This is a genomic window from Streptomyces bottropensis ATCC 25435 (genome assembly GCF_000383595.1).
Classification (GTDB): Bacteria; Actinomycetota; Actinomycetes; order Streptomycetales; family Streptomycetaceae; genus Streptomyces; species Streptomyces bottropensis.
In genome coordinates this window covers 4,724,856-4,749,613 of record NZ_KB911581.1, presented here as the reverse complement: position 1 = coordinate 4,749,613, position 24,758 = coordinate 4,724,856, and the positions used below count along the sequence as shown (strand labels likewise).

Genomic DNA, 24,758 nt, shown 5'->3' with positions numbered 1-24,758 from the left:
GATCTCTTCTACTTTGCGGGAGTTACAGATCCGCCGGCCTGCCCTTCCAGGTTTCGCGGACGCAACTGCCCAGAAAGGGATCCGGTGCCACTAAAGAACCATCGCGGGACAGCCTGCCTCGCGGCGTCGCTGGCCGGCGTCACCGCGTTCGGCGGACTCGTCGCCTCCCCCGCGTCCGCCGCTCCCGCCGCCCCCCACCACGCCTCGCCGCCACCCGTCAGCGAGTTCCGCGGCGTCAACTGGGCCGACCCGCGTGACAACTACGCCGACGACGCGGTCGTACCCTCGGGCCTGTCCACCACCGACGGCTACGCCACGACCTACGCCAAGTCCAAGGCGATCATCGGCGGGTTCTCCAAGCTCGGCGCCAACACGGTGCGCCTCCCGGTCAACCCCACGTCCGTGAACGGTCCCTTCTGGAAGTCGTACCGGGGCGCGATCGACGCCGCCACCGCCAAGGGCTTCAAGGTCGTCCTCGGCTACTGGGAGGCCGACAACGCCAAGGACGGCAAGATCGACGACCAGGCGACCTGGGACCGGATGTGGCGGCGGATCACCTCCGCCTACGGCCACAACGGCAAGGTGTACTTCGAGCCGATGAACGAGCCGTTCGGCTACACCTCCCAGGAGTGGCGCGACGTGGCCGCCCGCTGGCTGGACAAGCACCGCTCCATTCCCCGCGACCGGGTCCTCATCGGCGGCTACAAGTACAGCGAGGACGTCAAGCCGGTCTGCGCCGACAAGCGGCTCGACGGCACCCGGATCGCTCTGCACAACTACGGCTTCTGGCACACCGACTGGACCAGCGTGGATCAGTGGAAGGCGGACTTCAAGGAGCGCATCGGCACCTGCGCCTCGCGCACGATCCTGGACGAGTTCGGCGCCTCCATGACGACCGGCCTGGACTACAACGGCCCGGTCAACGGCTCCAACGAGGTCGCCTACATCCAGGCCGCCACCGACGTCATCCGGGAACTGCGCCTCGGCTCGGTCTACTGGCCCGGCCTGCGCAACGGCGACACCTACTCGCTGACCACCCTCCAGGGCACGGGCACCCGCCTCAGCCTGAAGGTCAACAACCAGAGCGGACTCGACCGTCTGCACTGGGCGTGGAAGAAGTAGCGGCGGCACGACAGCCCCGCTGACCCGTCCGGGTCCGGGCGCCCCGGTGCGCCCGGACCCGGACCTGCGCGCGTCCGCTCGCCTCCTCAAAAGCCCCTGGTCATGAACGACGCCGCCGGCTCCTGCTCCGAGGACAACAGGGGCACGCTGATCGTGCGGGTCGCCGTCACGCACCGGAGCTGACGGGAGCGACGGGCCTTGCCGGGGCTCGGCGTCCTGCCGGGGAAACCGCGGCCAACTGAGCGGCGGACCCGCCCGGGTCACGGCAGCAGTCCCGCGCGCCGCGCCGCGGTGACCGCTTCGAAGCGGGTGGTGGTGCCCAGTTTGCGCATGACCGAACGCAGATGGCCCTTCACGGTCTCCAGGCCGATGGCGAGCCGGGCGGAGATGTCGAGGTTGGTGCAGCCCGCGGCGACCGCGGTGAGGACGTCGAGTTCCCGGGGAGACAGCCGCGCCGGCCGCTCCGGCACCGATTCCCCGGGCCCCTCGGAGCAGCAGCCCCGCTCCAGCAGACGGCACACCTCGTGGAAACGCTCCTTGAGGTGTCCGTCGTCGAGGGCCGCGGTGAGTTCCAGGAGGTCGGCATGGGCCTCGTGGACGCGCTCCCAGGCGGCGTCGTCGCGGGGCGCGGTGCCGACGCGGCCGGCCCTGGCCTCCGACAGCAGCCGGTGGACCTGTTCCTGGCACGCGAGGAACTGCTCCAGATCGCGCGCCGCCCGCGTCATCGCCGTCAGCACCCGGTCACCGAGACGTACCGCGTCGCGCGATCCCACGAAGAGCACCGCCCGGACCGTGGTTCCCACGATCACGGGTGCCGCCGCCATCGCCCGCACCCCCTCGACCCGGACGAAGGAGTCGTACTCATGGCTGATCCGCCGAGCCGACCGGTAGTCGCTCACCGCCGCCGGCCGGCCGGTCGTCAGCACCTTGCCGATCAGTCCGGCCCCCGCCGGCACGGACAGCCCCCGGCGGTCCCGTGATCTCACTCCGCTCGTCTCGCTGATCCGGAGCTGCCCCGGCCCGACGACCCAGGCCACCCCGGCGACGGACATCCCGCTCTCCCTGCGCAGAGCCAGGACCGCGGCGCGGGCGGCCGCCGCCTCTTCGCTGTCTTCCGCCGGTAGCACGACCGGGTCGACTCCTTAATCTGACCGACAGTGGGGAACGCGCCGACTCCCCCGTCGTCGGAAGAACAGTTCTGTAGAAGTCTCAAGTACGTCAAGAGCCGTCAACAAAAACGTAGTTGACGGAGCGTCAGAGCAGACCGGTGGTGACACGTGCACGCACACCCGGGACCGCCGCGACCCTGCCGGGCCGAGTCGCTCCTGACTCCGCTTCGATCCGGTACACGTCGGTATGCCGCCGGCGCACCCCCCTCACACGGGGGTAGCTGCACGGGGTAGCTCTCCTCCATGGTGGCTCAAGGCCCTGTGTACGCGGGGCCGTTGTCCGCTCCCTTTTCTTGGACAGCGCCCAGGTACAAGCTCACATCAGTCGCCACACCGCTCCACTCCCGCACGAGGCCCGCGCACGACCCGGGCAGGGGGCGCACTTCTGCCCCCGGGCAGATCGAGGTAGCCGCAATGACACGGACATCACCCCCCGTTCCGGACGACGACCGCCAAGTCAAACGCGGTGTCCAGGCGTTACGGGACACCGCCGGAGTGGACCTCGCCTTCGGCGGCGTCGTCGTCAGGGGCCGGCACGCGCAGCTCACCGAGTTCACGGGGAACGACACCAACGCCCTGTCCGGACTGACTCTCGGATTCGGCATGGGGCTCGGCGGCAAGGTGGTGGCCCTGCACCGCCCCATCGCCGTCAACGACTACGCGAACTGCAGGCAGATCAGCCACCATTACGACCTCATGGTCGCGGCGGAGGGCATCCACGCCGTCGTGGCCGCGCCCGTCGTGGTGAACCGGACGGTGCGCGCGGTCATGTACGGCGCGGTCCGCCGGTCCGTGGCCCTCGGCGACCGGACCGTCGACTCGGTCATGCGGGCCGCCCGCGACCTGGAGCAGAGCCTGGCGGTGCGGGACGAGGTGACGCGTCGCCTCGACAGCCTGCGTGCTTCCTCGGAGCGTGCCGAGGGGTCCGAGCGTCCCACGTCCCCCCGGTGGGAGACGATCCGTGAGGCCTACGCCGAACTGCGCATCCTCGCCCAGCGGCTCCCGGACGACGAGGCGCGCGACCGGGTCGTCGGTGTGTGCGACAAACTGGCCGGCGCCGGCACCGGGGCCCCCGCCTCCCACCCCCTGAGCGCTCTCTCGGCACGCGAACTCGACGTGCTGTCCTGCGTCGCGCTGGGGCGGACCAATGCCGACGTGGCGGACGAACTCGGCCTTCGCGCCGAGACGGTGAAGAGTTATCTGCGCAGCGCGATGCGCCGGCTCGGCTGCCACACCCGGATGGAGACGGTCATGACGGCCCGCCGTCTGGGCCTGCTGCCCTGACGGCGGGGAAACCGGCACGGACACCCGTGGAAGCCGGTCAGGAGTTGAGGGCCTCCTTGCGGAGGCGTTCGAGGACGGCGAGCCGCTCCTCGTTCTCGATGCGCGCGGTGGCGGCGCGGTCGGGGTAGCAGCGCATGAACATGTTGGTGAAGTGCGTCCCGTAGTGGATGAACTCGTCCTGGCCGCCCCCGTCCAGGGGCCGCGCGACCGCCTGGAAGGACGGCTCGTGGAAGTACGCGATGGTGTACCGCTCGCGGTCGGCCAGGCGCACCTTGTGCGGGGTGGAGAGCAGGGTGCCGCCGGTGATGAACTGCATGATGTCACCGGGGAAGACGGTGAAGACCGCGGAGACCGGGGTGACGAAGGTCCAGGGCTCCTCGTTCTCGTACCGCCCGGCCATGGACTCGTCGGCCAGCCAGTTGCGGCCGCGGGTCTCGCCCGGTACCGGCGGGCGGATGTAGAGGCCGCCCACGTCGTCCTGGACCGCGATGACCAGCAGACCGTAGTCGGTGTGCGAGCCGATGCCCCGCTCGGAGGTGGCGTCCGCCCGCGGGAAGCGCAGGACCCGCATGTGGTGCCAGCCGTCCTCGGTGAGCTTCGTGAAGTGGTCCATGTCGTCCAGACCGAGGCCCAGGGCGACCAGGCGGAGCAGTCTCTCGCCGATGTCGCCCACGGCGCCCATGTAGCCCTTCATGGCATCGGCGTACTGCTCCGAAGGCCAGGGGGCGGGGCCGTGACACGGCCACTTGTCGACGACCCGGGCGTCGTCCTCGGGGATGTCGGGGCAGACGGTGTAGATCTCCGAGCCGTCCTTCTCCCCGGCCGTCTCCTCCTCGCCCGAGGCGACGTAGCCGCTGTAGGTGAGGTCGGACACGTGCCCGGCCTTCTCCTCGAACGGGCGGCCGAAGAAGCCCCGGGAGGCTTCGAGGGCCCGCTCGGTGGCGGCTTCCTGTTCCGGGGTCGCCTGGATCTGGAAGATGCCGTCCGCCTGCCAGGCGGCGATCAGCGCCTGGCCCAGTGCCTTGTCCACGTCACTGCCGTCAACCACCGGGGGCAGTACGAAGGTCTGCAGTTCTGTCATGCCCCTCACCCTGAACCGGAGTCTTTCGATCCACTACCCCCGTCTGAGGGGAGCGCCGCTCGCGATCGCACGCGGGGGCAGGGCCGGCGGTGTGTCCGAGCTGGGGCGGCACGGCGGTCCGGTCCGGCCGACCTCGTCGTGGCGATCGCGGGCGCAGAACAGCCGGCACAGCGACACGACCCTCCGCTCACCGCCACTGTCGCGCACCGGCCGCGAACGTCCCGCTCAGCGCTCCGGAGCGATGTCCCGCCCGGGTCCGGCCGGTGACGACCCTTCGCCGCGCAGGCGGCGAACCGGCCCGGCGGGCGACCAGGAACCCTCGACCAGCCGGGCCAGGTTCTCCAGTGCCATGCGGGTGCCCGTCTCGTTGTCGGCGGTCGGCACGGCGTCGGGGATGCCTTCGTGCACGACGAGGACCTCGGTGCCGCCGTCCGCGTCGGTGAGCCGGGTGGTCATCGTCATCGCGCCGCGCAGCGCGGGGTCGTCCGACTCGAACCGGAGGACCTCGACCACCTCCTCGTCGGACACGAGTCGCGCGAAGTGGCCGTGGTAGGTGTCGGTGTGGGAGGCCGACTTGCCGGTCCCGGCCGGCGTGTCGTAGGTGAGGGAGACACGGAACCTGCCTCCCTCACGGGCGTCGAACTCGTGCACCTCGGCGCTCATGCCGTCCGGGACCCGCCATCGCGCGATCGCGTCCGCGTCCACCAGCGCCCGGTACACGTCCGCACGTGCGGCGTTCACATGTCTGGAGACCCGCGTCACGTACATGGACCCAACCTAGCGTCCGCGCTCATCGACGTTCGGACAACGCCCGCAGCCGGAACTCGCTGGGTGCGATTCCATGGGCGGTGCGGAAGGCGCGGGTGAAGTCGGAGGCACGGGGCATGCCCCAGCGGGCGGCGATGACATGGATCGGTGTGGCGCGCAGGGACGGGTCCGCCAGGTCGCGGCCCGCGCCCTCCAGACGCCGGGCGCGGATCCAGGCGGCCACGGTCTCGCCGCCCGTCTGCTGCTGGAAGACGCGGTGGAGGTAGCTGAGAGAGATGTGGTGTGCGGCGGCGATCACCGGAGGCGTCAGTTCCGGGTCGTGCAGGTTCTGCCGGATGAACGCCTGGATGCGACGCATCAGCGCGTGCAGACGCGTCTCCGGGGACAGGGCCGCCTCGGCCTCCAGCGCGTGGGCGAACCAGGCCGACAGCAGATCGAGGACGACCGTGCCCAGCCGTGGCGCGTCGGACGGCTGGAGGGAGTCGGCCTGCCGCTCCAGGCCGATGAGGAAGTCCGCCAGCAGGGCGCCCATGCCCTCCCGGCCGGACAGCCCTCGGCCGAGCAACTCCCGGACCTGGTGCGGCGGCAGCGGGAACCGTGCCTTGGGGAAGTCGACGCCCACCCCCTTGATGACCCCGGTCCCCCCGCCGTCCGCCGACCGGATGTCGTACGGCCGCGAACTGTCGGCCAGGTGCAGATCGCGCGGGCCGAACGTGTCGCACCGGTCGGCGTGGTCGAGGGCCAGGCCCCCGTCCAGCAGCAGTGTCAGGTGGTACAGCTCAGGGTCGGACCGGCGCACCATCCGCTGGTCACGCCGGTAGCGCGAGGGCAGGAACGACGCCGGCCACACGGTCACCGGGCCCAGCTCCATCAGGCGCAACTCCCCCCAGAAGTCCGCCGAATGAGGGCTGATCGCCTCGCTCGCCCGTGTCGTGCCGAGCAGTTCCCGCCAGAAGTCGAATCTGTCCTCCGCCGGCACGTCCGCACTGCGGAACACGGTCCCGATCATTGCGTCCCATCTCCGATGTCCCCGCCGGGCCTTCGCGCCGACATCCTTACACGCGCGGATCACCTCGGTCGCGGCGCGTCCGCCCCCGCGCACCGGCTCGCGCAAGAGCCGAAGGGGCAGGTCCGCGGGCATCGCAGGCGCCTCGGCGTGCCGCCTACGATCGGCGTATGAGCACGTGGAAGCGGAGCCTGGACGCAGCAGGCGTGCGCGATCCGGAATCGCGGCGGGACTACGACCGACAGCGGGACCTGGTGGCGCGGGCCCGGCGCACCTCCTACCTCGCCGCCCGGTTGCTGTTGCCGCGGGCGCTGTTGCCGCACGTCGTGGCGGCGACGGCGATGATGCACCACAGCGACGACCTCTTGGACACCGGCCCGAAGCAGTCGCGGGTCTCGGCGTGGGCGTCGTGGGAGCGGGAGGTGCGCGGCGCGCTGGAGACGGGAGTGAGCACCGATCCGTTGATCCGCGCGCTGCTGAACAGTGCGGCGGCCCGTCCGGGACTGCGCGTGGCGGTGGAGCGGTATCTGGACACCGCGACCGCCGACCTGGAGTTCACCGGTTTCGCCACCGAGGCCGACTACCAGGCCTATGTGGACGCCTACTCGCTGCCCGCGTTCATGCTGGTCGCGTCGCTGCTGGGCCCCGAGGGCGACGACGGACGGTTCCGCGCGGCCTGCCGGACGCTCATGGAGGGCAGCCAGCGGCTGGACTTCGTCAACGACCTGGCCGAGGACCTCCCGGAAGGACGCCTGGGCATCCCGGCCGAGACGCTGAAGCGCTTCTCGGTCACGGCGGAGGATCTCGCGGAGGGCCGCGAGTCGTCGGGCGTACGGGAGTTGGTGGAGGATCAGATCGAGGCGTCCCGTGTCCGCCTGCGGGCGGCGAGGGCTCTGCCGGTGCTCACGCAGGGCCCCGGTGGAGTGCTCCTGCGGACGGTCGTCGACATCGAACTGCTCACCGCGGACGCGGCGTTCGCGCGGGGGGCGAGGCTGCTGCGCGGTTCGGCGTCCCCGTCCGTGCCGGCCACGGCACGGACGCTGCTGGGAGCGCGACGCACGGCCCGGGGCGTGGGCGGGGCCCGGGGTGCGCACGGAGCCCCGTAGGACCCACGCTCGGGCGGTGGTGTCGCGGCGGCATGCGACGGCGGCGCCGAAGCCGTCCGCCTGGAGGAGCTGGAGGAGTACGACCCACCCCCTGGAGCAGGCAGAAGCCCGGCGGCCGGCGGCGCCTGTGCCAGGCTGAGGGACATGACGGTGCATCAAGTCTCCACGGTCCTGCAGTTGACCAGCCCGGAGGAGGTCACCCCGGAACTCAGAGGGGAGATCGCCGACTGCTGGGAGGTCGTGGCGAACGCCGGTGGCGCGGTCCTCGCGACCGAGTTCCCTCCTCTTCCGTTGAGCGCCCACGACGTCGCCCCGGTGGTCGACTCGCTCGTCCACGGGCTGCATCCCGCGCGCGGCAGACTGCTCGTCGCCGTCGTCGGGGACTCGCTCGCCGGCTGGCTGATCGTCCGCCGGGAGCCGCATCCGCTGGGCGCGCACTGCGGCACCGTCAACCACGTCCAGACCCATCCGCGCTTCCGCGGCCGGGGCATCGGCGTCGCGCTGATGCACCGCGTCCACGGCATCGCCCGGGACGAGATGGGCCTGGAGCGGCTCTCCCTGTCCACCCGGGGCGGCGTCGGCCTGGAGGAGTTCTACCGCAAGGTCGGCTGGGTGGAGGTCGGCCGCTGGCCCGGCGCGCTGCGGATCGCCCCCGGTGACGACCGGGACGCGATCCTGATGAGCCTCGCCCTGCGCGCCGGCTGACCGTCCGCCCCTCGTCGGCCTTCCGAACCCAACGGCCCCACCCGGGCCACCGTTCGTTCTCCCGGCACCCGGCACCCCGCTCATCCGCTCGACCGTCCCGTTCCAGCGCTCCGACCGTCCCGTTCCAGCCGTCGGACGTCGGGAAACAGCCCCTCCCCCACCGTGCCCGGTTCCGGAAGGCCCGGCGAGGGGAGGGTTACGGTCGTTATGGCCGTTTGCCGACACCGGTACGTCTTCCTCGGTGGGGAGGAACATCTGGGATGCGCGACGACGACCCGTTGTACCTGGAACCCCGGCTGGAGCCGCGCACAGCGGCCCTCCTGGACTCGGCACCGCTGCTGCACGATCTGGTGGACGCCCTGGGCTCCCCGCTGAACGTCCTCCTGCCGGACCAGATCGCCGAGAACGTACGGCGCTTCCGTGCGGTTCTCGACCGTCACCGGCTGACCGGGCGGATCTACTTCGCCCACAAGGCGAACCGTGCGGCCTCCCTGGTGCGCCGGCTCACCACGACGGACGCGGCCCTGGACGCCGCGTCGCTCGGCGAGCTGCGGCACGCTCTCGGCTCCGGCTTCGCGGGCTCCCGGATCATGGCGACCGGCCCCAAGGACCCGGAGTTCCTCTGGCTCGCCGCGTACAGCGGGGCGTGCCTCAACGCCGACGGTCCCGCCGAGCTGGAGCGGGCGGCGGGCCTCGTGCGCGCCCATGGACTGCCGCGCGTCCGCGTCCTGTTGCGCCTCAGCGGCTTCGAGACGGCCGGAGCCAGAAGGCTGTCGCGCAGAAGCCGCTTCGGTACGCCGGTGAAGTCCCTGCATCACCTGCTGGACGTCCTCGAACGGCACCGGGACGAGCTGGAGCCGATCGGCGTCGGCTACCACCTCGACACCACGAGCCTCGAAGAGAAGGCGGCCGCACTCGAAGGATGCCTCCAGGCCATGGAGGAGCTGCGGATCCGCGGCTTCCAGCCACACGCGATCGACGTCGGCGGCGGCTTCGGCGTCTCCTATCTGGCGCACGCGGCCCAGTGGGAGCGCTGGACCACCGAACTGACCTCGGCCGTCCTGGGCGGCCGACCACCCCTGACCTGGGGCGGCCACGGCTACGGCCTCCGGGTCGAGAACGGCACCCTCAAGGGCGCCCTGAGCCTCTACCCGGCCCATCGGCCCACGGCCGGCGCCGCGTACCTCGACGACCTGCTCTCCCACCCGGCGCCGAGCCTCGGCCGGCCTCTCGGCACCCTGCTGCTGGAAAGCATGTACGACCTCTACGTCGAGCCCGGCCGCGCCCTGGCCGACCAGTGCGGGCTCACGCTCGGCAAGGTCCTGGAGGTGCGGCCCACGGACGCGGGAGGGCCCCTGGTGCGCCTGGCGATGAACGCCGGTGATGTCGGCCTGGAGGACCACGGCGTACTGCTGGACCCCGTGGTCCTGCCCCGCGCCCCGGGCCCGCCCGGCCCGGCGGACCCGGTGGCGGTCCATCTCGTGGGCAACCTCTGCCTGGAGTCGGATCTCCTCACCCGCCGCACCGTGTTCCTGCCCCGGCTGCCGCGCGCCGGCGACCTCCTCGCCTTCGTCAACACGGCCGCCTACTGCATGGACTTCACCGCCACGCACGCCCAACAGCAGCCCATGGCACGCAAGGTGGCCGTCCACGAGGAGAACGGCCGAGCGCGGTGGTGCCTGGACGAGGAGTACTGGCCGTTCGACCGTACGGGGGATCAGCAAGGATGAGGTACGACAACATCACCGACGCCATCGGCGACACGCCACTGGTCCGTATCGACCCGGCCGTGCACGGCCTGCGCAACATCGACCTGTACGCCAAGCTGGAGATGCTCAACCCGTTCGGCTCGCTGAAGGACCGGGCCGCGTGGAGCATGACCCGCCCGGAGATCGCCGGCGCCAAGGAGCGCGGCGAGACGATCGTGGAGTTGTCCAGCGGGAACACCGCCAAGGCCCTGGCGCTCATCGCCGGCCTGCACGGACTGCCGTTCAAGAGTGTCACCAACCGGATGCGCGTCCCCGAGATCAAGGACCTGCTCCTGCTGCTCGGCGCCGAGATCGAGGAGCTGCCCGGCCGGACCGAATGTCTCGACCCGACCGACACCGACGATCCGCTGACCCTCTTCCACCAGCGGCTGAACCGCCCGGGCGGCACCCATCTGCACACGGACCAGTACTTCAACGCCCTCAACACCGAAGCGCACGCCACCGGGACGGGCCCGGAGATCATCGCCGACCTGGACGGCCGGGCCCCCGACTGGTTCATCGCCTGCGTGGGCACGGCCGGCTCCTCCACCGGCGTGGCCCGGGCGCTGCGCGCGCACGACCCGGCGGTGCGTGTCGTCGGACTGGTCGGGGAGAAGACGGACTTCATCCCGGGCATCCGCACCGTCGACGAGGTGCGGGAGGTCGGCATCTTCGACCCGGACACCTACGACACCCTGGAGGCGGTGGGCGCCGACGAGGCCATCGAGGGGATGCTCACCCTGCTCCGCCGCTGCGGCCTGCTCGCCGGCCCCACCGGAGGAGCGGCGTACTACGGCGGTGTCCGTCATCTGAGGGCGCTGGACGCCGATTTGACGCAGCGGCGGACGGCCGTCTTCATCGTCTGCGACCGGGTGGAGAGCTACCTCGACTACGTCCGCCGGCGCCGCCCTGACCTGCTGGGCCGCCCGCCCGTGAAGAACTCGGTCACCACGGTGACCGACGACGAGGTCCGCTCGGCGGCCGTCGTCGACGTCGAGGACGCCCAGAAGTGGATCGCCGCGCAACGACCTCTCGTGATCGACCTGCGCGGCCCCTTCGCGTACGCGGCACTCCACATCGACGGCTCGGTCAACATCGTCGACGAGCTGTTCGACGAACTCCTGCGGGGCGGGCTGCCCTTCGGCAGACGGCAGCCCGTGCTGCTCGCGTGCCCGGTCGGCGAGAAGTCGGCCCGGTACGCGGCCCTGCTCACCCGCATGGGCCACCCCGACGTGCGCAGCCTGGCCGGCGGCATCATCGCCTGGCGGGACGCCGGCGCCCCACTGGTGCGTGACTGACGTGGCCGACCGCGTCGCACACCCGGCGGAGCCGGGGGAAGCAGGTGAACCGGCCTCCTGGCAGCGGTCGTTGCGCGCCCAGTTCCCGATCGTCGTCGGGCATCCGGACCTCGTCTACCTGGACAGCGCTGCCACCAGCCAGAAGCCGCGGGCCGTCCTGGACGCCGTACAGACGTATCTGACGACGTCGAACGCCAACGCCGGGCGGGGCTCGTACCCCTGGGCCAACGCCACCACGGCGCTGGTGGAGAACGCCCGGGACCGGATCAAGGCGTTCCTGGACGACCCGGCCCCCGGGCGGTCCTCGGTCCACTTCACCAGCGGGACCACCGAGGGGCTGCGGAGCGTCGCCCGGGACTGGCTGCCCGCCCTTCTCGGCGACGGCGACGAGATCGTCGTGCCCTTCGCCGACCACCGGGCGAACCTGTCGCCGTGGCTGGAGGCCCAGGAGCTGCTGGCCCTGCGCGGGGTGCGCGTCCGGGTGCGCCGGCTGCCGTACCAGGAGAGTTCGGGTGACTACGATCCGCAGGCGCTCGCCCGGGTCGTGGGTCCCCGCACCCGCTTCGTGGCCGCGACCCACGTCCATCACGTCTACGGCGTCGACATGAACGTGCACCGCATCCGGCAGGTCGTCGGGCCGGAGGTGCCGATCTGTCTGGACGCGGCGCAGAGCATCGGCCATCTGCCGCTCTCCACGGCCGCCCTGGACGTCGACATCGTGGTGTTCTCCGGTCACAAGGCGATGGCGCTGCCCGGTACCGGTGCCGTCTGGTCCCGGAACCTCCGCGGACCGGTGTTCCGGCCCGGCGGCTGGAGCGGTACGCCCAACACGGTCGGCGTGGTCTCCCTGACGGCGGCGCTCGACTGGCTGGACGCCGCCGGCACCGACCGGATCGAACGCTGGACGGTGGCCCTGACCTCCCGGCTCACGGACGGACTGGCGCGGATGGACGCCTATGAGGTGCTCGGCTGCCGGTCCAGCCTCACCGCCGGCACCGAGGTGCAGCGGCGCCGGAGTCTGGTCACCTTCCGGCATCGCGAGATCGGCTCACGGGATCTCGGCTTCATCCTCTTCAGCAAAGGGTTCATGGTGCGCACGGACGGCCACTGCCAGGCAGGCCGGGCGGAGGAGGAGGAGGGCTCGGTACGGGTCAGTCTGCACGTGCACAACACCCCGCAGGAGATCGACGCGTTGCTCTCCACCCTCGCTAATCTGCAATGATTTCCATGAGCAGATAGGGTACGGGACGGAGGCAGTGCGACCGGTATGGATGTGAGCACGGCGACGGCGGCGCGATGGGTGGAGCGCTGGGAACGTCAGCAGCAGCGGTACGCGGTCGACCGCGAGGAGCGCTTCGAGGTCATCGCGGACCTGGTCGAGCATGTGACGCGCGAGTGCCCCGCGCCCCTCGTCCTGGACCTCGGCAGCGGCCCCGGATGCCTGGCGGCGCGGCTCGCCGGCCGGCTGCCCGGGGCCGAGGTGCTCGCCGTGGACGCGGACCCGCTCCTGCTGGAACTCGGCAGCGCCCACTACGGCAACGCCCTGCGGTACGTCAGAACCCTGATCGGCGCCCCCGGCTGGCTCGACGCGCTCGGCCTGGCACGCCCCGCGGACGCGGTGGTGTCGACCACCGCCCTGCACTACCTGGGCACGGACACGCTGCGGCGGGTGTACGGGGAGCTGGCCGGGCTGCTGCGCCCCGGCGGCATCCTGGTCAACGGCGACCACATCAGCCCTGACTCGACGAAGGTGTCCGAACTCGCGGTCGACCTCGGCCGCCGCCGGGCCGCCCGGAGCACCGCCTCCCTCGCCGAGGACTGGGACTCCTGGTGGTCCGGCGCGGCCGGCGATCCGGAGCTGGCCCCCTTCCTCGCGCGCGGCGACGACGGCGGGCGTCCCCGCTGCGAGGGCAACGATCTGACCCTGTCCGGCCATGTCACGTTGTTGCGCGAGGCGGGCTTCGAGCACGTCGGAGCGGTCTGGCAGGTGGGTCCCAGCCACGTTCTAGCCGCCGTGCGGTGAGCCGCGCGGGACCGGAGTCAGGAGACAGATCTGGTGGAGGGCGTCGGCGTCCCGGGCGGTACGGGCGTACGGCGGGAGGTGAGGTCATCGCGGCATCCTGCGCGGTGCGGGACGGTCCGTCCCGACGACGGTCCGGGGCGGGCGGTCGTGCGGCCCGCCCCTTCGGCACCCGTACGGCCTCGCCTCCCGCGCGACCGGGCTCAGCCGGTGGCGGCGCCGAACCACCGCGGGAGCCGGTCGAGGAGTTCCCGGCCGTCCTCACCGGCCCATGCCACATGGCCGTCGGGGCGCAGCAGCACCGCGGGGACGTCCAGGTCCTCGGCGGTGTCGACGACGTGGTCGACCCGGTCCGCCCAGCCCTCGACCGAGAGGGTGCCGGTCGGGTCGAGCAGCAGGCCGCGGCCCTCGCGCGTCAGCTCGTACAGGCGGCCCCGCTTCAGCCGCACGTCCCGCATGCGCCGGCCGAGGAGGTCATGGCCCTCGCCGAAGTCGTAGCGGACGTCGACCGCGGTGATCATCCCGGTGATGTACCGGTTCACCTCCTCGAAGTCCATCAGCTCCGACAGCAGCTGCCGCAGCGCGGTCGGGCCCGGGTCGGATCCCAGCAGGGTGATCTGCGCGCGGGTGTTGACCAGCACGCGGGCGGCCACCGGATGCCGCTCGGCGTGGTAGCTGTCCAGCAGGTCCTCCGGCGCCCAGCCGTGGACCGCGGCGGCAAGTTTCCAACCGAGGTTGAACGCGTCCTGCACTCCGAGGTTGAGCCCCTGTCCGCCGGTCGGCGGATGGATGTGCGCCGCGTCGCCGGCCAGCAGCACCCGGCCGACGCGGTAACGCTCGGCCTGCCGGGTGGCGTCGCCGAACCGGGAGAGCCAGCGCGGTGAGTGCACCCCGAAGTCGGTGCCCGCGAACGCCCACAGTTGCTTTTTGAACTCGTCGAGGGTCGGCGGGGCCGTCCGGTCCTCCGCCACCCCCTCGGCCGGCACGAGAACGCGGTAGTGCCCGTCTTCGAGAGGGGCGAGACCGAACCGCAGCTCGGCCTTGCGGACCTCCTCGACGACAGCGGTGATCGTCGCCGGATCCTCGGTCGCGGCCATGTCGCCCAGCAGCGTCTCCACCGTGGCGGACTCGCCGGGGAAGGCGACACCGAGGAGCTTGCGCACCGCGCTGCGGCCGCCGTCGCAGCCGACGAGATAGCGGGCGCGCAGCCGTGTGCCGTCGGCCAGCTCGGCGCTCACGCCGTCCGGGTCCTGGCTCAGTCCGACCAGTTCGCTGCCCCGCCGGATGTCGGCGCCGAGTTCGACGGCGCGCTCGTGGAGCAGACGCTCGGTGACCGGCTGCGGGGTGGCCACGCCGTACGCGTGGGCCGTGTCCAGGGTGTCGGGCCAGGGTTTCATGATCCCGCCGAAGAGGCCGCCCACCCGGAAGGTCTCGCTGACCGCCAGGAAGCGGTCCAGCAGTCCGCGCTGGTCCATGATCTCGACACTGCGCGCGTGCAGTCCCTGCCCGCGGGACTCGCCGGTCGGTCCGGTCAGCTTCTCCAGCACCACCGTGCCCACTTTGGCCAGCCGCAGTTCGCTCGCCAGCATCAGCCCGGTCGGTCCGCCGCCGACGACGATCACGTCGATCATCACTACCCCCATGTGCGCGGATTCGCGTTTCGGTCGGCGATTCTGCGGCACGGGCGGGGTCTTGCCGCAAGCCCCCCGGTGCGCTATAAGTTGAGAGTGGCAAGGAGTGGTGGACTCCTTGCCTTTGTCGTTTCCGGACTCTCCGCGCCCTTCCGCTTCCGATCTCTCTGCCCGGTGAAGCCGCGGCCCGCGGTGGCGGACGTACGTTCCCGGCGGCCACCGCTCCGGCCGGTTCGCGTGACGGCCCCGGCCGTGCCCACAATGGCGCATGCCGGGAACGGACTGTCCGATGGTCTCCCGAACCGCGGGCGGCCCGGGTCGGGTCGTCAGTCGCTCAGGCGTCGGTGCAGGAGCTGCTTGCCGAGGTCGGCGCCCTTGCGGCTGTCGGCCTGTGCCTTGCGGAACAGCTCGGCCACCTCGGTGTCCTTCTGCCGCTCCGCGTCCTCGATGTACGTCTCCAGGCGCAGCGCGTTGTTCAGACAGGCCTCGACGTACCAGATCAGGTTGTAGTCCTTGTCGGCGGTACCGGTCACTCGGCCGGTCTCGGTGGTGCTGGTCACGTTCTCCTCCTCCTGTCGCGGCGGACAGGGCGCCGTGCCTGCCCGGCACGACCCCCAAAGCTCCGCCCGGGTACCCGCAGCGACACCGCGTACACGGATCCGGCCAGGGCGTCGGCCGGTGAGGTGTTCCGGCGTCGTCCGAGGGCACACGGCTGTCACCACCTAGCGCGAAAGGGCCAGATGACGTGCGTACCGTCGGAGTGGAAGAGGAACTCCTGCTGGTCGACCCCGAGACCGGCGAGCCGCGGGCACAGGCCGCGGCGGTGCTCGCGCGGGCCGCGCAGGAGGGCACCGGCCAGGACGTGTTCGAGAAGGAGCTGCACGACGAGCAGGTGGAGTTCGCCACCCATCCGCAGTCGTCGATGGCCGATCTGGGGGCCGAGATCATCCGCTGCCGCAAGGACGCGGCGCGCCATGCGGAGGGGCTCGGCAGCGCGGTCGTGGCGCTGGCCTCGTCGCCGTTGCCGGTGAGCCCGACGATCACCATGAACAGCCGGTATCTGTGGATGGCGCGGGAGTTCGGCCTGCCCACCCAGGTGCAGCTCGTGTGCGGCTGCCATGTCCATGTGTCGGTCGAGTCCGACGAGGAGGGCGTCGCCGTCCTGGACCGTATGCGGCCGTGGCTGTCGGTCCTGACGGCCCTGAGCGCGAACTCCCCGTTCTGGCAGGGCCGCGACAGCCGGTACGCCAGCTACCGCACCCAGGTGTGGGACATGTGGCCGATGGCCGGGCCCGCCGACCTCTTCGGTTCGGCGGAGCGGTACCACCGCTGCGTCGAGGATCTGATCTCCACGGAGGTCGTACGCGACCGGGGCATGATCTACTTCGACGCACGGCTGTCCCAGCGCTATCCGACCGTCGAGATCCGGGTCGCGGACGTCTGTCTGCACCCCGACACCGCGGTCCTGATCGCGACCCTCGCCCGGGGGCTCGTGGAGACCGCGGCCCGCGAGTGGCGGGCCGGTCAGGAACCTCTCCCGCACAGTGCCGGGCTGCTGCGGCTGGCCGCCTGGCGGGCCGCCCGTTCCGGTATGTCGGAGACCCTCCTGGACCCCGCGACGATGCGGCCCCGGCCCGCCGCCGAGGTGATCCACGCGCTCCTCGACCATGTCGAGGAGGCCCTCGTCGACCACGGTGACGCCGAGTCGGCCCGCGCGTCCGTCGCGGAACTGATGGCGCGCGGCAACGGGGCCCGGGTGCAGCGTGAGGTGATGGAGCGCACGGGGAGCCTGCGCGAGGTCGTCTCGGCGTGCGTACGGCACACCCAGGCCTGAGGCGGCGGGCCGTGGGCGACGGGGCCGACGCCTACTGTCGCCGACGGCTGCTGCGGCGGTGCGCGGTGTGTGCGCTGTGCGGGACAGGCACTGACCTGCCGTCTCGGGCCTTTTGCGCGTAGGGGGCCGGGGAGCGGGGTACTGCGTGAGGCACGTAGGACGGACACGGCCGCCGAGGCGTACTACAGTCCCGTCCGCGACCGAAGCAGGAGGAGCCCGAACATGAGCGCGTGGAGTCCGGATCACGTCGGCCGGCAGCCGCCCGGCCCGGCCGTGCGGTCCCCGGACGGGCTGCCCGATCTCTCGGACGCGGGCATGTATCTGGTCCACGACAACGGCTCCATCGTCTCGGTGAACGCCCGCGCGGAGGAACTTCTCGGCCGCACGGCCGACGAACTCCTCGGCCGTGACGCCCACGACCTGCTGCACCGCGACCACCTCGGACAGACGATGGCCCGGTCGTCGTGCACGATGATGCGGGTCTTCCTCAGCGGCCGTACGGGCGGCGGGGACCGCGAGTGGTTCGAGCGCGGCGACGGCACACTGCTGCCGGTGACCTGGCTGGTGACCCCGTGCCGGGTTAACGACGGGGCGGCCGGCTCCGCCGTGCTCTTCTACGAGTGCGCTGCGGGTGACGAGTCGCTCCGGTCCGTCGAGTCGACGACGCTGTCCCAGCTGGACCGGCTGGCGCTGCTCGCCGAGACGACGACCCGGCTGACCTCGACGCTGGACTCCGACGAGGCCATCGCGCGACTGGTCCGGCTGGTCGTACCGCGGCTGGCGGACTGGGCCGTCGTGGACCTGATCACCGAGAGCGACGACGTCTGGCGGGACACGGTGGCGACCCACCTCAACGGTGCCGTGGTGCGGCGTGAGGAGCTGGAGGGCCCGCTGCCGCCGGTGCACGAGGAGTCGTTCATGCCGCTGTCCCGGGCCCTGCGCGGGGCGGCGTCGGCCCTCGCCGGGCCGGAGACCTACCAGGGGCCGCCCGATTCCGGGATCACGGTCGCACAGCAGAAGCTGTTCCAGGTCACGGGGCTGCGCTCGGCGGCGATCGCGCCCATCCGCGGGCCGCGCGCGGTGCTCGGCGCTCTCACCCTGGGCCTCAGCGACCGGCCGGGGGCCTTCACCGAAGCCGAGCTGTCCCTGCTGGAGGACATCGCACGCCGGGCCGGGCTGGCACTGGAGAACGCGCGCCTGTACCAGCGCCAGCGGCACATCGTGGAGACCATGCAGCGCCATCTACTGCCCCAGATGCCGGAGGTGCCGGGCCTGAAGATGGCCGCCCGCTACGAGTCGGCGTCGGAGTCCTCCCAGGTCGGCGGCGACTGGTACGACGTGTTCTCGTTGTCCGACGGTGCCACGGCGGTGGCTATCGGCGACGTCGTCGGGCACAACATCGACGCCGCGGCGGGCATGGCGCAGGTCCGCAACATGCTCCGGGCCTACGCCTGGGCCCTGCACGAGCCGCCGAGCGCCATCGTGGAACGGCTGGACCAGGCCGTGGTGAACGTGGCCGAGGCGTCCATGGCGACCCTGATATTCGGCCGCGTGGAGCGCGGCGACGAGGGCTGGACCCTGCGGTGGACCAACGCCGGGCATCCGCCGCCGCTGCTGATCACGCACGACGGCCGGTCCCGGTTCCTGGACGAGGAGCACGACCACCTGCTCGGCACGGGCCTGGTCCGGGGGCGCTCCGACACCCTCACGCGGCTGCCGCCGCTGTCCACGCTCGTGCTGTACACGGACGGCCTGATCGAGTCGCCGGGGCAGACGCTCGACCGGGGCCTGGCCCGGCTGCGCCAGCACGCCGCGGCCCTCGCGCACCGGCCCCTGCACGTCTTCTGCGACCTGCTGCTGGAGCGCGCCCGACCCGTCGACAACGACGACGACGTGGCCCTGCTGGTCCTGCGGACACCGGCAGGGGACGGTGAGACCGGTGACCGCTAGTGCGCCGACGCTCACCAGGGGCACCGGAGAGCCACTCTCTTCCCCAAGGCCCCACACATCCCTACGCTTTCGCACGCGTAGCCACTCCGCTCACGGGAAACACGAGCGTCGGAGGGGGACACGACATCGCGTCCGCCTCAAGAAGCCGAGCGGGGGAAGACAAGTTGGCAACAGAGCCACGTAGGGACGACAAACTGCCTGCCGAGGAGATCTACGACGGACACGCCGCCTTCGACGGAGAGTTGGGCGACGTGACGGGCGCCCGTACGGCCGCCGAAGGGTTCCTGGGCGTTCTCTCCCGCACCTCGCCGCCGGCGGCGGTCGAGCACTGGGACGACATCCTGCTGGTGGTCACGGAGCTGGCCGCCAACGCGGTGCAGTACGCTCCGGGGCGCTTCGAGCTGACGATGCGCCGCACCATCGACGGGGTCCATGTGACGCTCGCGGACACCAGCACGACGTCGCCGGCGCCGCGCCCCTTCAGTCCCAGCAAGGGCGCCGGCGGTATCGGCTGGTACCTGATCCACACATTGTGCGACGAGGTGAGCGTGGTGGTGCACGACCACGGCAAGGACGTGCACGTCTTCCTGCCCTGGTGAGGCGGCGCGAGAAAGACACGCGAAAAGGCCGGAGAGAGGACAGGGATATGGGCGAGGTGCCGCGTCAGGTCAGCGGCACCAGCACACTGATCGTCTTGCCGCCGGCCGCGAGGCGCTCGACGCGGACCTCGCGCGACAGCCGGTTGATCAGCGGCCATCCGTAGCCGTTGCCCGCGTGGACACGCGCCAGCGCGCCCTGTCCATGGAGGTCCACGGGCAGGGCGGCGCTGTTGTCCCGCACGCTCAGCCACACGCCCTCAGGGGTGAGGCCGACGTCGAAACCGGCGATCCCGCCGCCGTGCCGGACCGCGTTCGTGACCAGTTCCGACACGACGAGCAGGAGATCGATCATGGCCGCCTCGATCGGCGGACCGGCCGGGGAACGCCACCGCTCCCCCACGAACGCCCGCACATGGCGGCGGGCCGCCCCGGCGGTGGTGATCGCGCCCGGCGGCCCTACCGGCCGGCCGGGCGGTTCCTCCGCGGGGCCGGTGTCGTGGTCGGTGAGGCGGTCGCCTTCCCCCGACATCACGGGACGTGCGGGGTCGACGACTCGCAAGGGCCCGGCCGGTCACTGCTCATGCAGCGCCGCGTACCCGCTCGCGCGCGAACCATGGCTGTCTGCCTCCGGGGAGAGGATCACCCGCTTCCCGCACAGCTCCGCCGTCGCGGTGGCCTGGGCTGCGGCGAGCTGCCTGCGTGCCACTTCGAGGGCCTGGCGTATGTCGCGGGTGCCCGTGGACACGCAGAGCGTGTAGGCCAGGTCCTGCGCGCGCCGCGTGGTCTGGGGATCGCTCTGCTCACCCTCGTGGGCCGCCAGTGACTCGTACTCCTCGACGAGCCTGCGCAGGGTCGCGGGGTGGGGCATCAGCATCTGTTTCGCTCCTGGGTGATCCGATGACGGCAGGGGGACACGGTGGGGCGGAGAAGGTCAGGAAGAAGGCGTGGTGCGGCCGAGGGCCTCCTCGCGGACGCGGGCGCAGCTGCGGCTGATGAGGCGGGAGACGTGCATCTGGGAGATGCCCAGGCGGTCGGCGATGCGGTTCTGCGTCATGTCCTCGAAGAAGCGCATGTAGAGGATGGCGCGCTCGCGCTCGGGCAGTCGGCGCAGCCCCTGCTTGACCGCCTCGCGGTCCACCACCACGTCGTACGCGGCGTCCGGTGCGCCGAGGGTGTCGGCGAGGTTGTAGCCGTCGTCGCCGGAGGACATCTCGGCGTCCAGCGACAGGGCGCTGAAGCTGTCGAGCGCCTCCATCCCCGCGTGGACCTCCTCCTCCGTGAGTCCCGCCAGGGCGGCGATGTCGGCGACCGAGGGCTCGGTGGCTCCGCCGGAGGTCTGGCTGAGTTCGCGGCGCGCCACACGTACCTTGTTGCGGAGGTCCTGGACCCGCCGGGGGACGCGCAGCGTCCACATCCGGTCGCGGAAGTGCCTCTTGATCTCGCCGGTGATGGTGGGCACGGCGTAGCTCTCGAACGCCCCCCGCTCGGGCTCGTAGCGGTCCACCGCCTTGACCAGGCCCATGGCGGCCACCTGGCGCAGGTCCTCCAGGGACTCGCCGCGGTTGCGGAAGCGGCTCGCGATGCGGTGGGCCATGGGCAGCCAGGCGCGGACGAGTTCGTCCCGGACGTGGTCGCGTTCGGGCCCCGGGTCCATGGCGGCGAGACGGGCGAAGGCGGTGGCGGTGTCGGGGGCGTCGTCGTGCGTCCTCCTGTCGGGCGTGCCGGGACGTACGGGGGTGCCTGAACCGTTTGCGGACACATTGACCAGCATGGGAAATCGCTCCTGAACGACGCTTTCAGGGACTTCGCGGCGGGGAACGGTGAATGGGCGACCAGGCCCGTGCGCGAACGACCGCTCCCGCCGACCGACCTCCGATCCGGAGGCGTGGAACTCCGATTGCCCCGCGATTCCGTGGACAAACAACGGTTCGCGTATTCATGGTGACGGAGCGGCTCGACTCCGGATCCGCCCGCCTTCGGGGCCGACGGCGACTTTTGGCCAGAGTGGGGAGCGACACGGTCCCTTTCGGGTCCGAGGGGGACTGAGTCGCGGCTTTGGGGGCAAGCGTGGGTTGGCAACGAGGCTCTGGGCGAGAGGGGTGGACAGCATGGCAGCCGTGACGGCACTTACTACGGCCACGGCACGGGGGAGGGTCATGTCGGAGGAAGTGGACCTCCCGCTGATCGAGGACCCGTCACAGGTCAGGCCCAAGGACGCGCGGGCGATGTCGCGGCAGTTCTTCGACCGGCTGGCCGTGCTGGAGGAGGGCACGCACGCGTATCAGTACGTGCGCAACACGCTCATCGAGATGAACCTGTCCCTCGTGCGGTACGCGGCCTCGCGCTTCCGCGGACGCGAGGACTCCCTGGAGGACATCGTCCAGGTGGGGACGATCGGCCTGATCAAGGCCATCGACCGGTTCGAGCTGTCCCGGGAGGTGGAGTTCACCACGTTCGCCGTGCCGTACATCGTCGGCGAGATCAAGCGGTTCTTCCGGGACACGAGCTGGGCGGTGCACGTACCGCGGCGGCTGCAGGAGGCGCGGGTGGAGCTGGCCCGCGCGACGGACGAACTGCAGTCCCGGCTGGGCCGGATGCCGACGACGCGTGAGCTGTCCGAGCTGATGTCGCTGTCGGAGGAGGAGGTCATCGAGGCGCGCAAGGCGTCCAACGGCTACAACACCTCCTCGCTCGACGCGGCCCTCACCTCCGACGGCGGCGAGGACGGCGACGCCGTACTGGGCGACCTCATCGGCGAGGAGGACCACTCGCTGCAACTCGTCGAGGACTTCCACTCGCTGGCTCCGCTGATCGCCCAGCTCGACGACCGTGAGCGGCGCATCCTGCACCTGCGGTTCGTGGAGGAGCAGACCCAGTCGCAGATCGCCGAACAGCTGGGGGTGTCGCAGATGCATGTGTCCCGGCTGATCAGCCGGATCATCAAGCGGCTGCGCACGGGGCTCCTGGAACCCGGTGTCGCCTGATCGGGGCGGTGTGTCCGGACGATTCGCGGGTATGCGCACGGGCGCATCGCCGGGCGATGCGTCGAATCCGTGAATCGGGGCACCCGTCCCGATCGGCTAGTGCCTTGGAGGCTCCTGTGTCCGTTGCCCAGAACCCGCTGTCGATCAAGGTCGACCTTCCTCGGGACGACGCCGTGCTGCTCACGATCGAGGGGGAGCTGGACATCGACACGGCGACCGAGCTGCAACATCATCTGGCGAACCAGCTGCGCCACGGCCGGCGGCATTTCCTGCTCGACGTGTCGGCCGTCCCCTTCATGGACTCGTCGGGCATGAACATCATCCTGCGGACGTACCAGGAGGTGCGGCGGATCCCGGGTGGTGTCTATGTCATCGCCCCGACACCGGCCGTGCGGCGCATACTCGACCTGACCGGGGTCAGTCTCACCGTCGCCACGGTGGACAGCGTGGACGAGGCGCTGGCCGCCGTGGACTCCGGACAGGTCGCCACGCTGCCGGACGAACAACCGACAAAGGAATAGCCGTTGACGAGGCGTCGACGCACCGACGGGCCCCGCCGATCGGCCTTTTCCGTCGATGCGTCAGGGCGCATCCATGGCCAACAGTTGTCGTTTGACAACTATGGCCGGAAGGCAAGAAAGTGAGGCCGGGCCAAGAGTGTGGGAAGGGTTGGGATGAGGCTGTCGGACCAGGTCTTCGGTGGTCAGGCGCTCCGGACGGCGGCGTCGGCGTCGCCCTCGTGGATCTCCGCCGCCGCGGCGGCGCAGAACGCCTCCAGCCCCTCCAGCAACGCTGTCCGCTTCACGGCGGGCATCTGCTCCAGCACGGACCGCAGAGCCCGTTCGCGACGGGCGCGCAGGTCCACCAGGAACGCCTGTCCGCGCCGGCTCAGCCGCAGACACAGCTCGCGCCTGCTCGCCGTACTGGCATGGCGCTCGACGAAGCCCACCGCTTCCAGCCGGTCACAGAGTCTGCTGGTGGAGGGAGGGGTGGAGCCGAGGGCGTCGGCGAGCATCCGCAGGTTGATGCCGTCGTTGTGCTCCAGGATGAAGAGCACGCGGAGCTGGGAGGCGGACACCGGAGCCGTCGAGGCGCGCCCCCACAGGACCTCCAGCAGCTCGGCCGCCTCGGAGGTCACACGAGCCACCTCGTCCGGCCGCGGGTTGGAGGAGGAAGTCACGGGCCCACTCTTCCAGGCATCCCGAACACTGTCAGCTCTGGAAAGAATGGCGTATCCGACATCGTGAACAGATTCGTGGCAGCCGAACGGGCACTTCGCTCCGCTGCTCCGCACCACCTGCTGGACGCACTGCGCGAGGTACTGGGCGAGGACGCCTGGTCCGCGCGGGAGGTCGAGCTGTACCTGGCCGACTACTCGCTCACCGCGCTGCGGCAAGTCTCGACACACGACGCGCCGGAACGGCTGCCGATGCACGGCGGCCCGACCGGCCGCGCCTTCGGGTCGCAGGAGCCGTACCTGGAGAAGCGCGGTGACGGCCAGGTCCGGGCGCATCTGCCGGTGACCGTGCGCGGCGACCGGCTGGGCGTGCTGCGTCTGACGCTGCCGTCCGCCGCGCACGCCGAGGAGGGCCTGGCCGAACTGACCGAACTGACCGAGGTCCTGGCCCACGAGCTGGTCGTCGCGGAGCGCGACACGGACCTGTATGTCCGTGCGCGTCGCTCCAGCCGGCTGACCCTGGCGGCGGAGATGCAGTGGCAGTTGCTGCCGGGCCGTTCCGCCACCACCGCGGAGTACGCGCTCGGCGGTCAGCTGGAACCCGCCTACGCGATCTTCGGCGACAACTACGACTGGTCCGCCGACGCCGACCATCTGATGCTGTACGTCACCAACGGCATGGGCGAGGGCATCGAGGCCTCCCTGCTGACCAACCTGGGGATCAACGCGCTGCGCAACGCCCGGCGGGCCGGCGTCCCCATCTCCGAGCAGGCGGCCCTGGCCGACCAGGCCCTCCACGCACAGTACGGCGGGGCCCAGCATCTGTCGGTGCTGCTGCTGGACCTGGACCTGACCACCGGGCGGCTGCAGATCGTCGACGCGGGCTCCCCGCGGATGCTGCTGCTGCGCGAAGGGAACGTCTCCGCGGTCGCCCTGGAAGCCCAACTGCCGCTGGGCATGTTCGAGGAGACGGAGTACACCGCCCAGGAGCTGATCGTCGAGCCGGGAGACCGGCTCGTCTTCGTCAGCGACGGGGTGTACTCCGTCGCCACCCCCGGCGGCGAGGAGTACGGCGAACGTGCCCTGGCCCGCGCGGTCAACGCCACGCGGCTGCTGCCCGCCGCGGATGTCCCCGGCGCGGTGCTCCGGGAGCTCTCCGGTCACCGCGGCACGCCCGTGGCGGACGACGACGCGCTCGTGGTCTGCCTCGACTGGTTCGGTCGAGGGGAGCCCGGCCGCACCCGCCCATGAGTTGGACCGATCGCCGTTTCCCGCA

General features: G+C 71.3%; 24 protein-coding genes. 14 read left to right on the top strand and 10 right to left on the bottom strand.

Annotated features, from left to right (window positions below; all coding sequences use genetic code 11):
- Positions 1-84 precede the first annotated feature (84 nt).
- On the top strand, positions 85-1,122 hold the full coding sequence (locus STRBO_RS0120915; RefSeq protein ID WP_005474166.1) for a glycoside hydrolase family 5 protein: 1,038 nt from the start codon (positions 85-87) through the stop codon (positions 1,120-1,122).
- A gap of 260 nt (positions 1,123-1,382) precedes the next feature.
- On the opposite strand, the gene STRBO_RS0120905 is transcribed toward STRBO_RS0120915, so the two are convergent.
- The gene (locus STRBO_RS0120905; protein WP_005474167.1) at positions 1,383-2,249 is read right to left on the bottom strand and encodes a LuxR C-terminal-related transcriptional regulator; all 867 of its coding nucleotides are present in this window, start codon (positions 2,247-2,249) and stop codon (positions 1,383-1,385) included.
- Between the two features lie 456 nt (positions 2,250-2,705).
- Between STRBO_RS0120905 and STRBO_RS0120900 the strand changes: the two genes are divergently transcribed.
- Positions 2,706-3,575 carry a helix-turn-helix transcriptional regulator gene (locus STRBO_RS0120900; RefSeq protein ID WP_028796768.1) on the top strand — a complete coding sequence of 290 codons (870 nt, stop codon included), beginning with the start codon at positions 2,706-2,708 and terminating at the stop codon, positions 3,573-3,575.
- A 37-nt stretch (positions 3,576-3,612) separates the two neighbouring features.
- Here the strand turns inward: STRBO_RS0120900 and STRBO_RS0120895 are convergent, their stop codons facing one another.
- The 3 genes from STRBO_RS0120895 to STRBO_RS0120885 form a co-directional block, all read right to left on the bottom strand.
- The gene (locus STRBO_RS0120895) at positions 3,613-4,656 is read right to left on the bottom strand and encodes a 2-oxoglutarate and iron-dependent oxygenase domain-containing protein (protein WP_005474170.1); all 1,044 of its coding nucleotides are present in this window, start codon (positions 4,654-4,656) and stop codon (positions 3,613-3,615) included.
- 225 nt (positions 4,657-4,881) lie between these two features.
- Positions 4,882-5,424 carry an SRPBCC family protein gene (locus tag STRBO_RS0120890; RefSeq protein WP_005474171.1) on the bottom strand — a complete coding sequence of 181 codons (543 nt, stop codon included), beginning with the start codon at positions 5,422-5,424 and terminating at the stop codon, positions 4,882-4,884.
- A gap of 22 nt (positions 5,425-5,446) precedes the next feature.
- Positions 5,447-6,433 carry an AraC family transcriptional regulator gene (locus tag STRBO_RS0120885; protein ID WP_005474172.1) on the bottom strand — a complete coding sequence of 329 codons (987 nt, stop codon included), beginning with the start codon at positions 6,431-6,433 and terminating at the stop codon, positions 5,447-5,449.
- Positions 6,434-6,600: 167 nt separating this feature from the next.
- Between STRBO_RS0120885 and STRBO_RS0120880 the strand changes: the two genes are divergently transcribed.
- The 6 genes from STRBO_RS0120880 to STRBO_RS0120855 all read left to right on the top strand — a co-directional run bounded on the left by STRBO_RS0120880 (position 6,601) and on the right by STRBO_RS0120855 (position 13,310).
- Positions 6,601-7,536 carry a squalene/phytoene synthase family protein gene (locus STRBO_RS0120880; RefSeq protein WP_005474173.1) on the top strand — a complete coding sequence of 312 codons (936 nt, stop codon included), beginning with the start codon at positions 6,601-6,603 and terminating at the stop codon, positions 7,534-7,536.
- Positions 7,537-7,680: 144 nt separating this feature from the next.
- Positions 7,681-8,241 carry a GNAT family N-acetyltransferase gene (locus STRBO_RS0120875; RefSeq protein WP_005474174.1) on the top strand — a complete coding sequence of 187 codons (561 nt, stop codon included), beginning with the start codon at positions 7,681-7,683 and terminating at the stop codon, positions 8,239-8,241.
- A gap of 260 nt (positions 8,242-8,501) precedes the next feature.
- On the top strand, positions 8,502-9,971 hold the full coding sequence (locus tag STRBO_RS0120870; protein ID WP_005474175.1) for a type III PLP-dependent enzyme domain-containing protein: 1,470 nt from the start codon (positions 8,502-8,504) through the stop codon (positions 9,969-9,971).
- The gene (locus tag STRBO_RS0120865) at positions 9,968-11,287 is read left to right on the top strand and encodes a pyridoxal-phosphate dependent enzyme (protein WP_005474176.1); all 1,320 of its coding nucleotides are present in this window, start codon (positions 9,968-9,970) and stop codon (positions 11,285-11,287) included. Before STRBO_RS0120870 ends, STRBO_RS0120865 begins: the two co-directional genes overlap by 4 nt.
- A 1-nt stretch (position 11,288) precedes the next feature.
- Positions 11,289-12,509, top strand: coding sequence for an aminotransferase class V-fold PLP-dependent enzyme (locus STRBO_RS0120860; RefSeq protein WP_005474187.1), 1,221 nt, complete (start codon positions 11,289-11,291; stop codon positions 12,507-12,509).
- 45 nt (positions 12,510-12,554) lie between these two features.
- On the top strand, positions 12,555-13,310 hold the full coding sequence (locus STRBO_RS0120855) for a class I SAM-dependent methyltransferase (RefSeq protein WP_005474189.1): 756 nt from the start codon (positions 12,555-12,557) through the stop codon (positions 13,308-13,310).
- A 200-nt stretch (positions 13,311-13,510) separates the two neighbouring features.
- Here the strand turns inward: STRBO_RS0120855 and rox are convergent, their stop codons facing one another.
- On the bottom strand, positions 13,511-14,938 hold the full coding sequence (gene rox, locus STRBO_RS0120850; protein WP_020114714.1) for a rifampin monooxygenase: 1,428 nt from the start codon (positions 14,936-14,938) through the stop codon (positions 13,511-13,513).
- A 326-nt stretch (positions 14,939-15,264) separates the two neighbouring features.
- The gene (locus STRBO_RS0120845; RefSeq protein WP_005474193.1) at positions 15,265-15,498 is read right to left on the bottom strand and encodes a hypothetical protein; all 234 of its coding nucleotides are present in this window, start codon (positions 15,496-15,498) and stop codon (positions 15,265-15,267) included.
- 185 nt (positions 15,499-15,683) lie between these two features.
- Between STRBO_RS0120845 and STRBO_RS0120840 the strand changes: the two genes are divergently transcribed.
- The 3 genes from STRBO_RS0120840 (at position 15,684) to STRBO_RS0120830 (ending at position 19,321) form a co-directional block, all read left to right on the top strand.
- Positions 15,684-16,772 carry a glutamate--cysteine ligase 2 gene (locus STRBO_RS0120840; RefSeq protein WP_005474195.1) on the top strand — a complete coding sequence of 363 codons (1,089 nt, stop codon included), beginning with the start codon at positions 15,684-15,686 and terminating at the stop codon, positions 16,770-16,772.
- 222 nt (positions 16,773-16,994) lie between these two features.
- The gene (locus STRBO_RS0120835; protein ID WP_005474197.1) at positions 16,995-18,722 is read left to right on the top strand and encodes a SpoIIE family protein phosphatase; all 1,728 of its coding nucleotides are present in this window, start codon (positions 16,995-16,997) and stop codon (positions 18,720-18,722) included.
- Between the two features lie 164 nt (positions 18,723-18,886).
- Positions 18,887-19,321, top strand: coding sequence for an ATP-binding protein (locus STRBO_RS0120830; protein ID WP_005474199.1), 435 nt, complete (start codon positions 18,887-18,889; stop codon positions 19,319-19,321).
- A 64-nt stretch (positions 19,322-19,385) separates the two neighbouring features.
- Here the strand turns inward: STRBO_RS0120830 and STRBO_RS0120825 are convergent, their stop codons facing one another.
- Genes STRBO_RS0120825 through STRBO_RS0120815 form a run of 3 tightly spaced genes read right to left on the bottom strand, consistent with a single transcriptional unit; the run spans position 19,386 to position 21,092 of the window.
- Entirely contained in the window at positions 19,386-19,850 is a 465-nt protein-coding gene (locus STRBO_RS0120825; protein ID WP_020665579.1) for an ATP-binding protein, read from the bottom strand.
- Between the two features lie 42 nt (positions 19,851-19,892).
- Positions 19,893-20,195: a DUF5133 domain-containing protein gene (locus STRBO_RS0120820; protein WP_005474203.1), complete on the bottom strand. Its 303-nt coding sequence runs from the start codon at positions 20,193-20,195 to the stop codon at positions 19,893-19,895.
- A 57-nt stretch (positions 20,196-20,252) separates the two neighbouring features.
- Positions 20,253-21,092: a SigB/SigF/SigG family RNA polymerase sigma factor gene (locus STRBO_RS0120815; protein WP_005474205.1), complete on the bottom strand. Its 840-nt coding sequence runs from the start codon at positions 21,090-21,092 to the stop codon at positions 20,253-20,255.
- Positions 21,093-21,477: 385 nt separating this feature from the next.
- Between STRBO_RS0120815 and STRBO_RS0120810 the strand changes: the two genes are divergently transcribed.
- Together STRBO_RS0120810 and STRBO_RS0120805 are read left to right on the top strand one after the other, a co-directional pair.
- Positions 21,478-22,305: an RNA polymerase sigma factor SigF gene (locus tag STRBO_RS0120810; RefSeq protein ID WP_005474207.1), complete on the top strand. Its 828-nt coding sequence runs from the start codon at positions 21,478-21,480 to the stop codon at positions 22,303-22,305.
- A 116-nt stretch (positions 22,306-22,421) separates the two neighbouring features.
- Positions 22,422-22,826, top strand: coding sequence for an STAS domain-containing protein (locus tag STRBO_RS0120805; RefSeq protein ID WP_005474209.1), 405 nt, complete (start codon positions 22,422-22,424; stop codon positions 22,824-22,826).
- Positions 22,827-23,008: 182 nt separating this feature from the next.
- Here the strand turns inward: STRBO_RS0120805 and STRBO_RS0120800 are convergent, their stop codons facing one another.
- Positions 23,009-23,443 (bottom strand): MarR family winged helix-turn-helix transcriptional regulator, encoded by a 435-nt coding sequence (locus tag STRBO_RS0120800; protein ID WP_005474211.1) that lies wholly within the window; start codon positions 23,441-23,443, stop codon positions 23,009-23,011.
- A 105-nt stretch (positions 23,444-23,548) separates the two neighbouring features.
- Here STRBO_RS0120800 and STRBO_RS0120795 point away from each other — a divergent pair, with 105 nt between their 5' ends.
- Positions 23,549-24,733, top strand: a complete 1,185-nt coding sequence (locus STRBO_RS0120795) for a PP2C family protein-serine/threonine phosphatase (protein WP_005474213.1) — start codon at positions 23,549-23,551, stop codon at positions 24,731-24,733.
- Positions 24,734-24,758 lie beyond the last annotated feature (25 nt).

What these genes read in the sequence shown, in the direction of transcription:
- STRBO_RS0120900 (WP_028796768.1), top strand. Translation starts at nt 2,706, where the DNA reads ATGACACGGACATCACCCCCCGTTCCGGACGACGACCGCCAAGTCAAA.
- STRBO_RS0120895 (WP_005474170.1), bottom strand. Translation starts at nt 4,656, where the DNA reads ATGACAGAACTGCAGACCTTCGTACTGCCCCCGGTGGTTGACGGCAGT.
- STRBO_RS0120890 (WP_005474171.1), bottom strand. Translation starts at nt 5,424, where the DNA reads ATGTACGTGACGCGGGTCTCCAGACATGTGAACGCCGCACGTGCGGAC.
- STRBO_RS0120885 (WP_005474172.1), bottom strand. Translation starts at nt 6,433, where the DNA reads ATGATCGGGACCGTGTTCCGCAGTGCGGACGTGCCGGCGGAGGACAGA.
- STRBO_RS0120880 (WP_005474173.1), top strand. Translation starts at nt 6,601, where the DNA reads ATGAGCACGTGGAAGCGGAGCCTGGACGCAGCAGGCGTGCGCGATCCG.
- STRBO_RS0120875 (WP_005474174.1), top strand. Translation starts at nt 7,681, where the DNA reads ATGACGGTGCATCAAGTCTCCACGGTCCTGCAGTTGACCAGCCCGGAG.
- STRBO_RS0120870 (WP_005474175.1), top strand. Translation starts at nt 8,502, where the DNA reads ATGCGCGACGACGACCCGTTGTACCTGGAACCCCGGCTGGAGCCGCGC.
- STRBO_RS0120865 (WP_005474176.1), top strand. Translation starts at nt 9,968, where the DNA reads ATGAGGTACGACAACATCACCGACGCCATCGGCGACACGCCACTGGTC.
- STRBO_RS0120855 (WP_005474189.1), top strand. Translation starts at nt 12,555, where the DNA reads ATGGATGTGAGCACGGCGACGGCGGCGCGATGGGTGGAGCGCTGGGAA.
- rox (WP_020114714.1), bottom strand. Translation starts at nt 14,938, where the DNA reads ATGATCGACGTGATCGTCGTCGGCGGCGGACCGACCGGGCTGATGCTG.
- STRBO_RS0120835 (WP_005474197.1), top strand. Translation starts at nt 16,995, where the DNA reads ATGAGCGCGTGGAGTCCGGATCACGTCGGCCGGCAGCCGCCCGGCCCG.
- STRBO_RS0120825 (WP_020665579.1), bottom strand. Translation starts at nt 19,850, where the DNA reads ATGTCGGGGGAAGGCGACCGCCTCACCGACCACGACACCGGCCCCGCG.
- STRBO_RS0120820 (WP_005474203.1), bottom strand. Translation starts at nt 20,195, where the DNA reads ATGCTGATGCCCCACCCCGCGACCCTGCGCAGGCTCGTCGAGGAGTAC.
- STRBO_RS0120815 (WP_005474205.1), bottom strand. Translation starts at nt 21,092, where the DNA reads ATGCTGGTCAATGTGTCCGCAAACGGTTCAGGCACCCCCGTACGTCCC.
- STRBO_RS0120810 (WP_005474207.1), top strand. Translation starts at nt 21,478, where the DNA reads ATGTCGGAGGAAGTGGACCTCCCGCTGATCGAGGACCCGTCACAGGTC.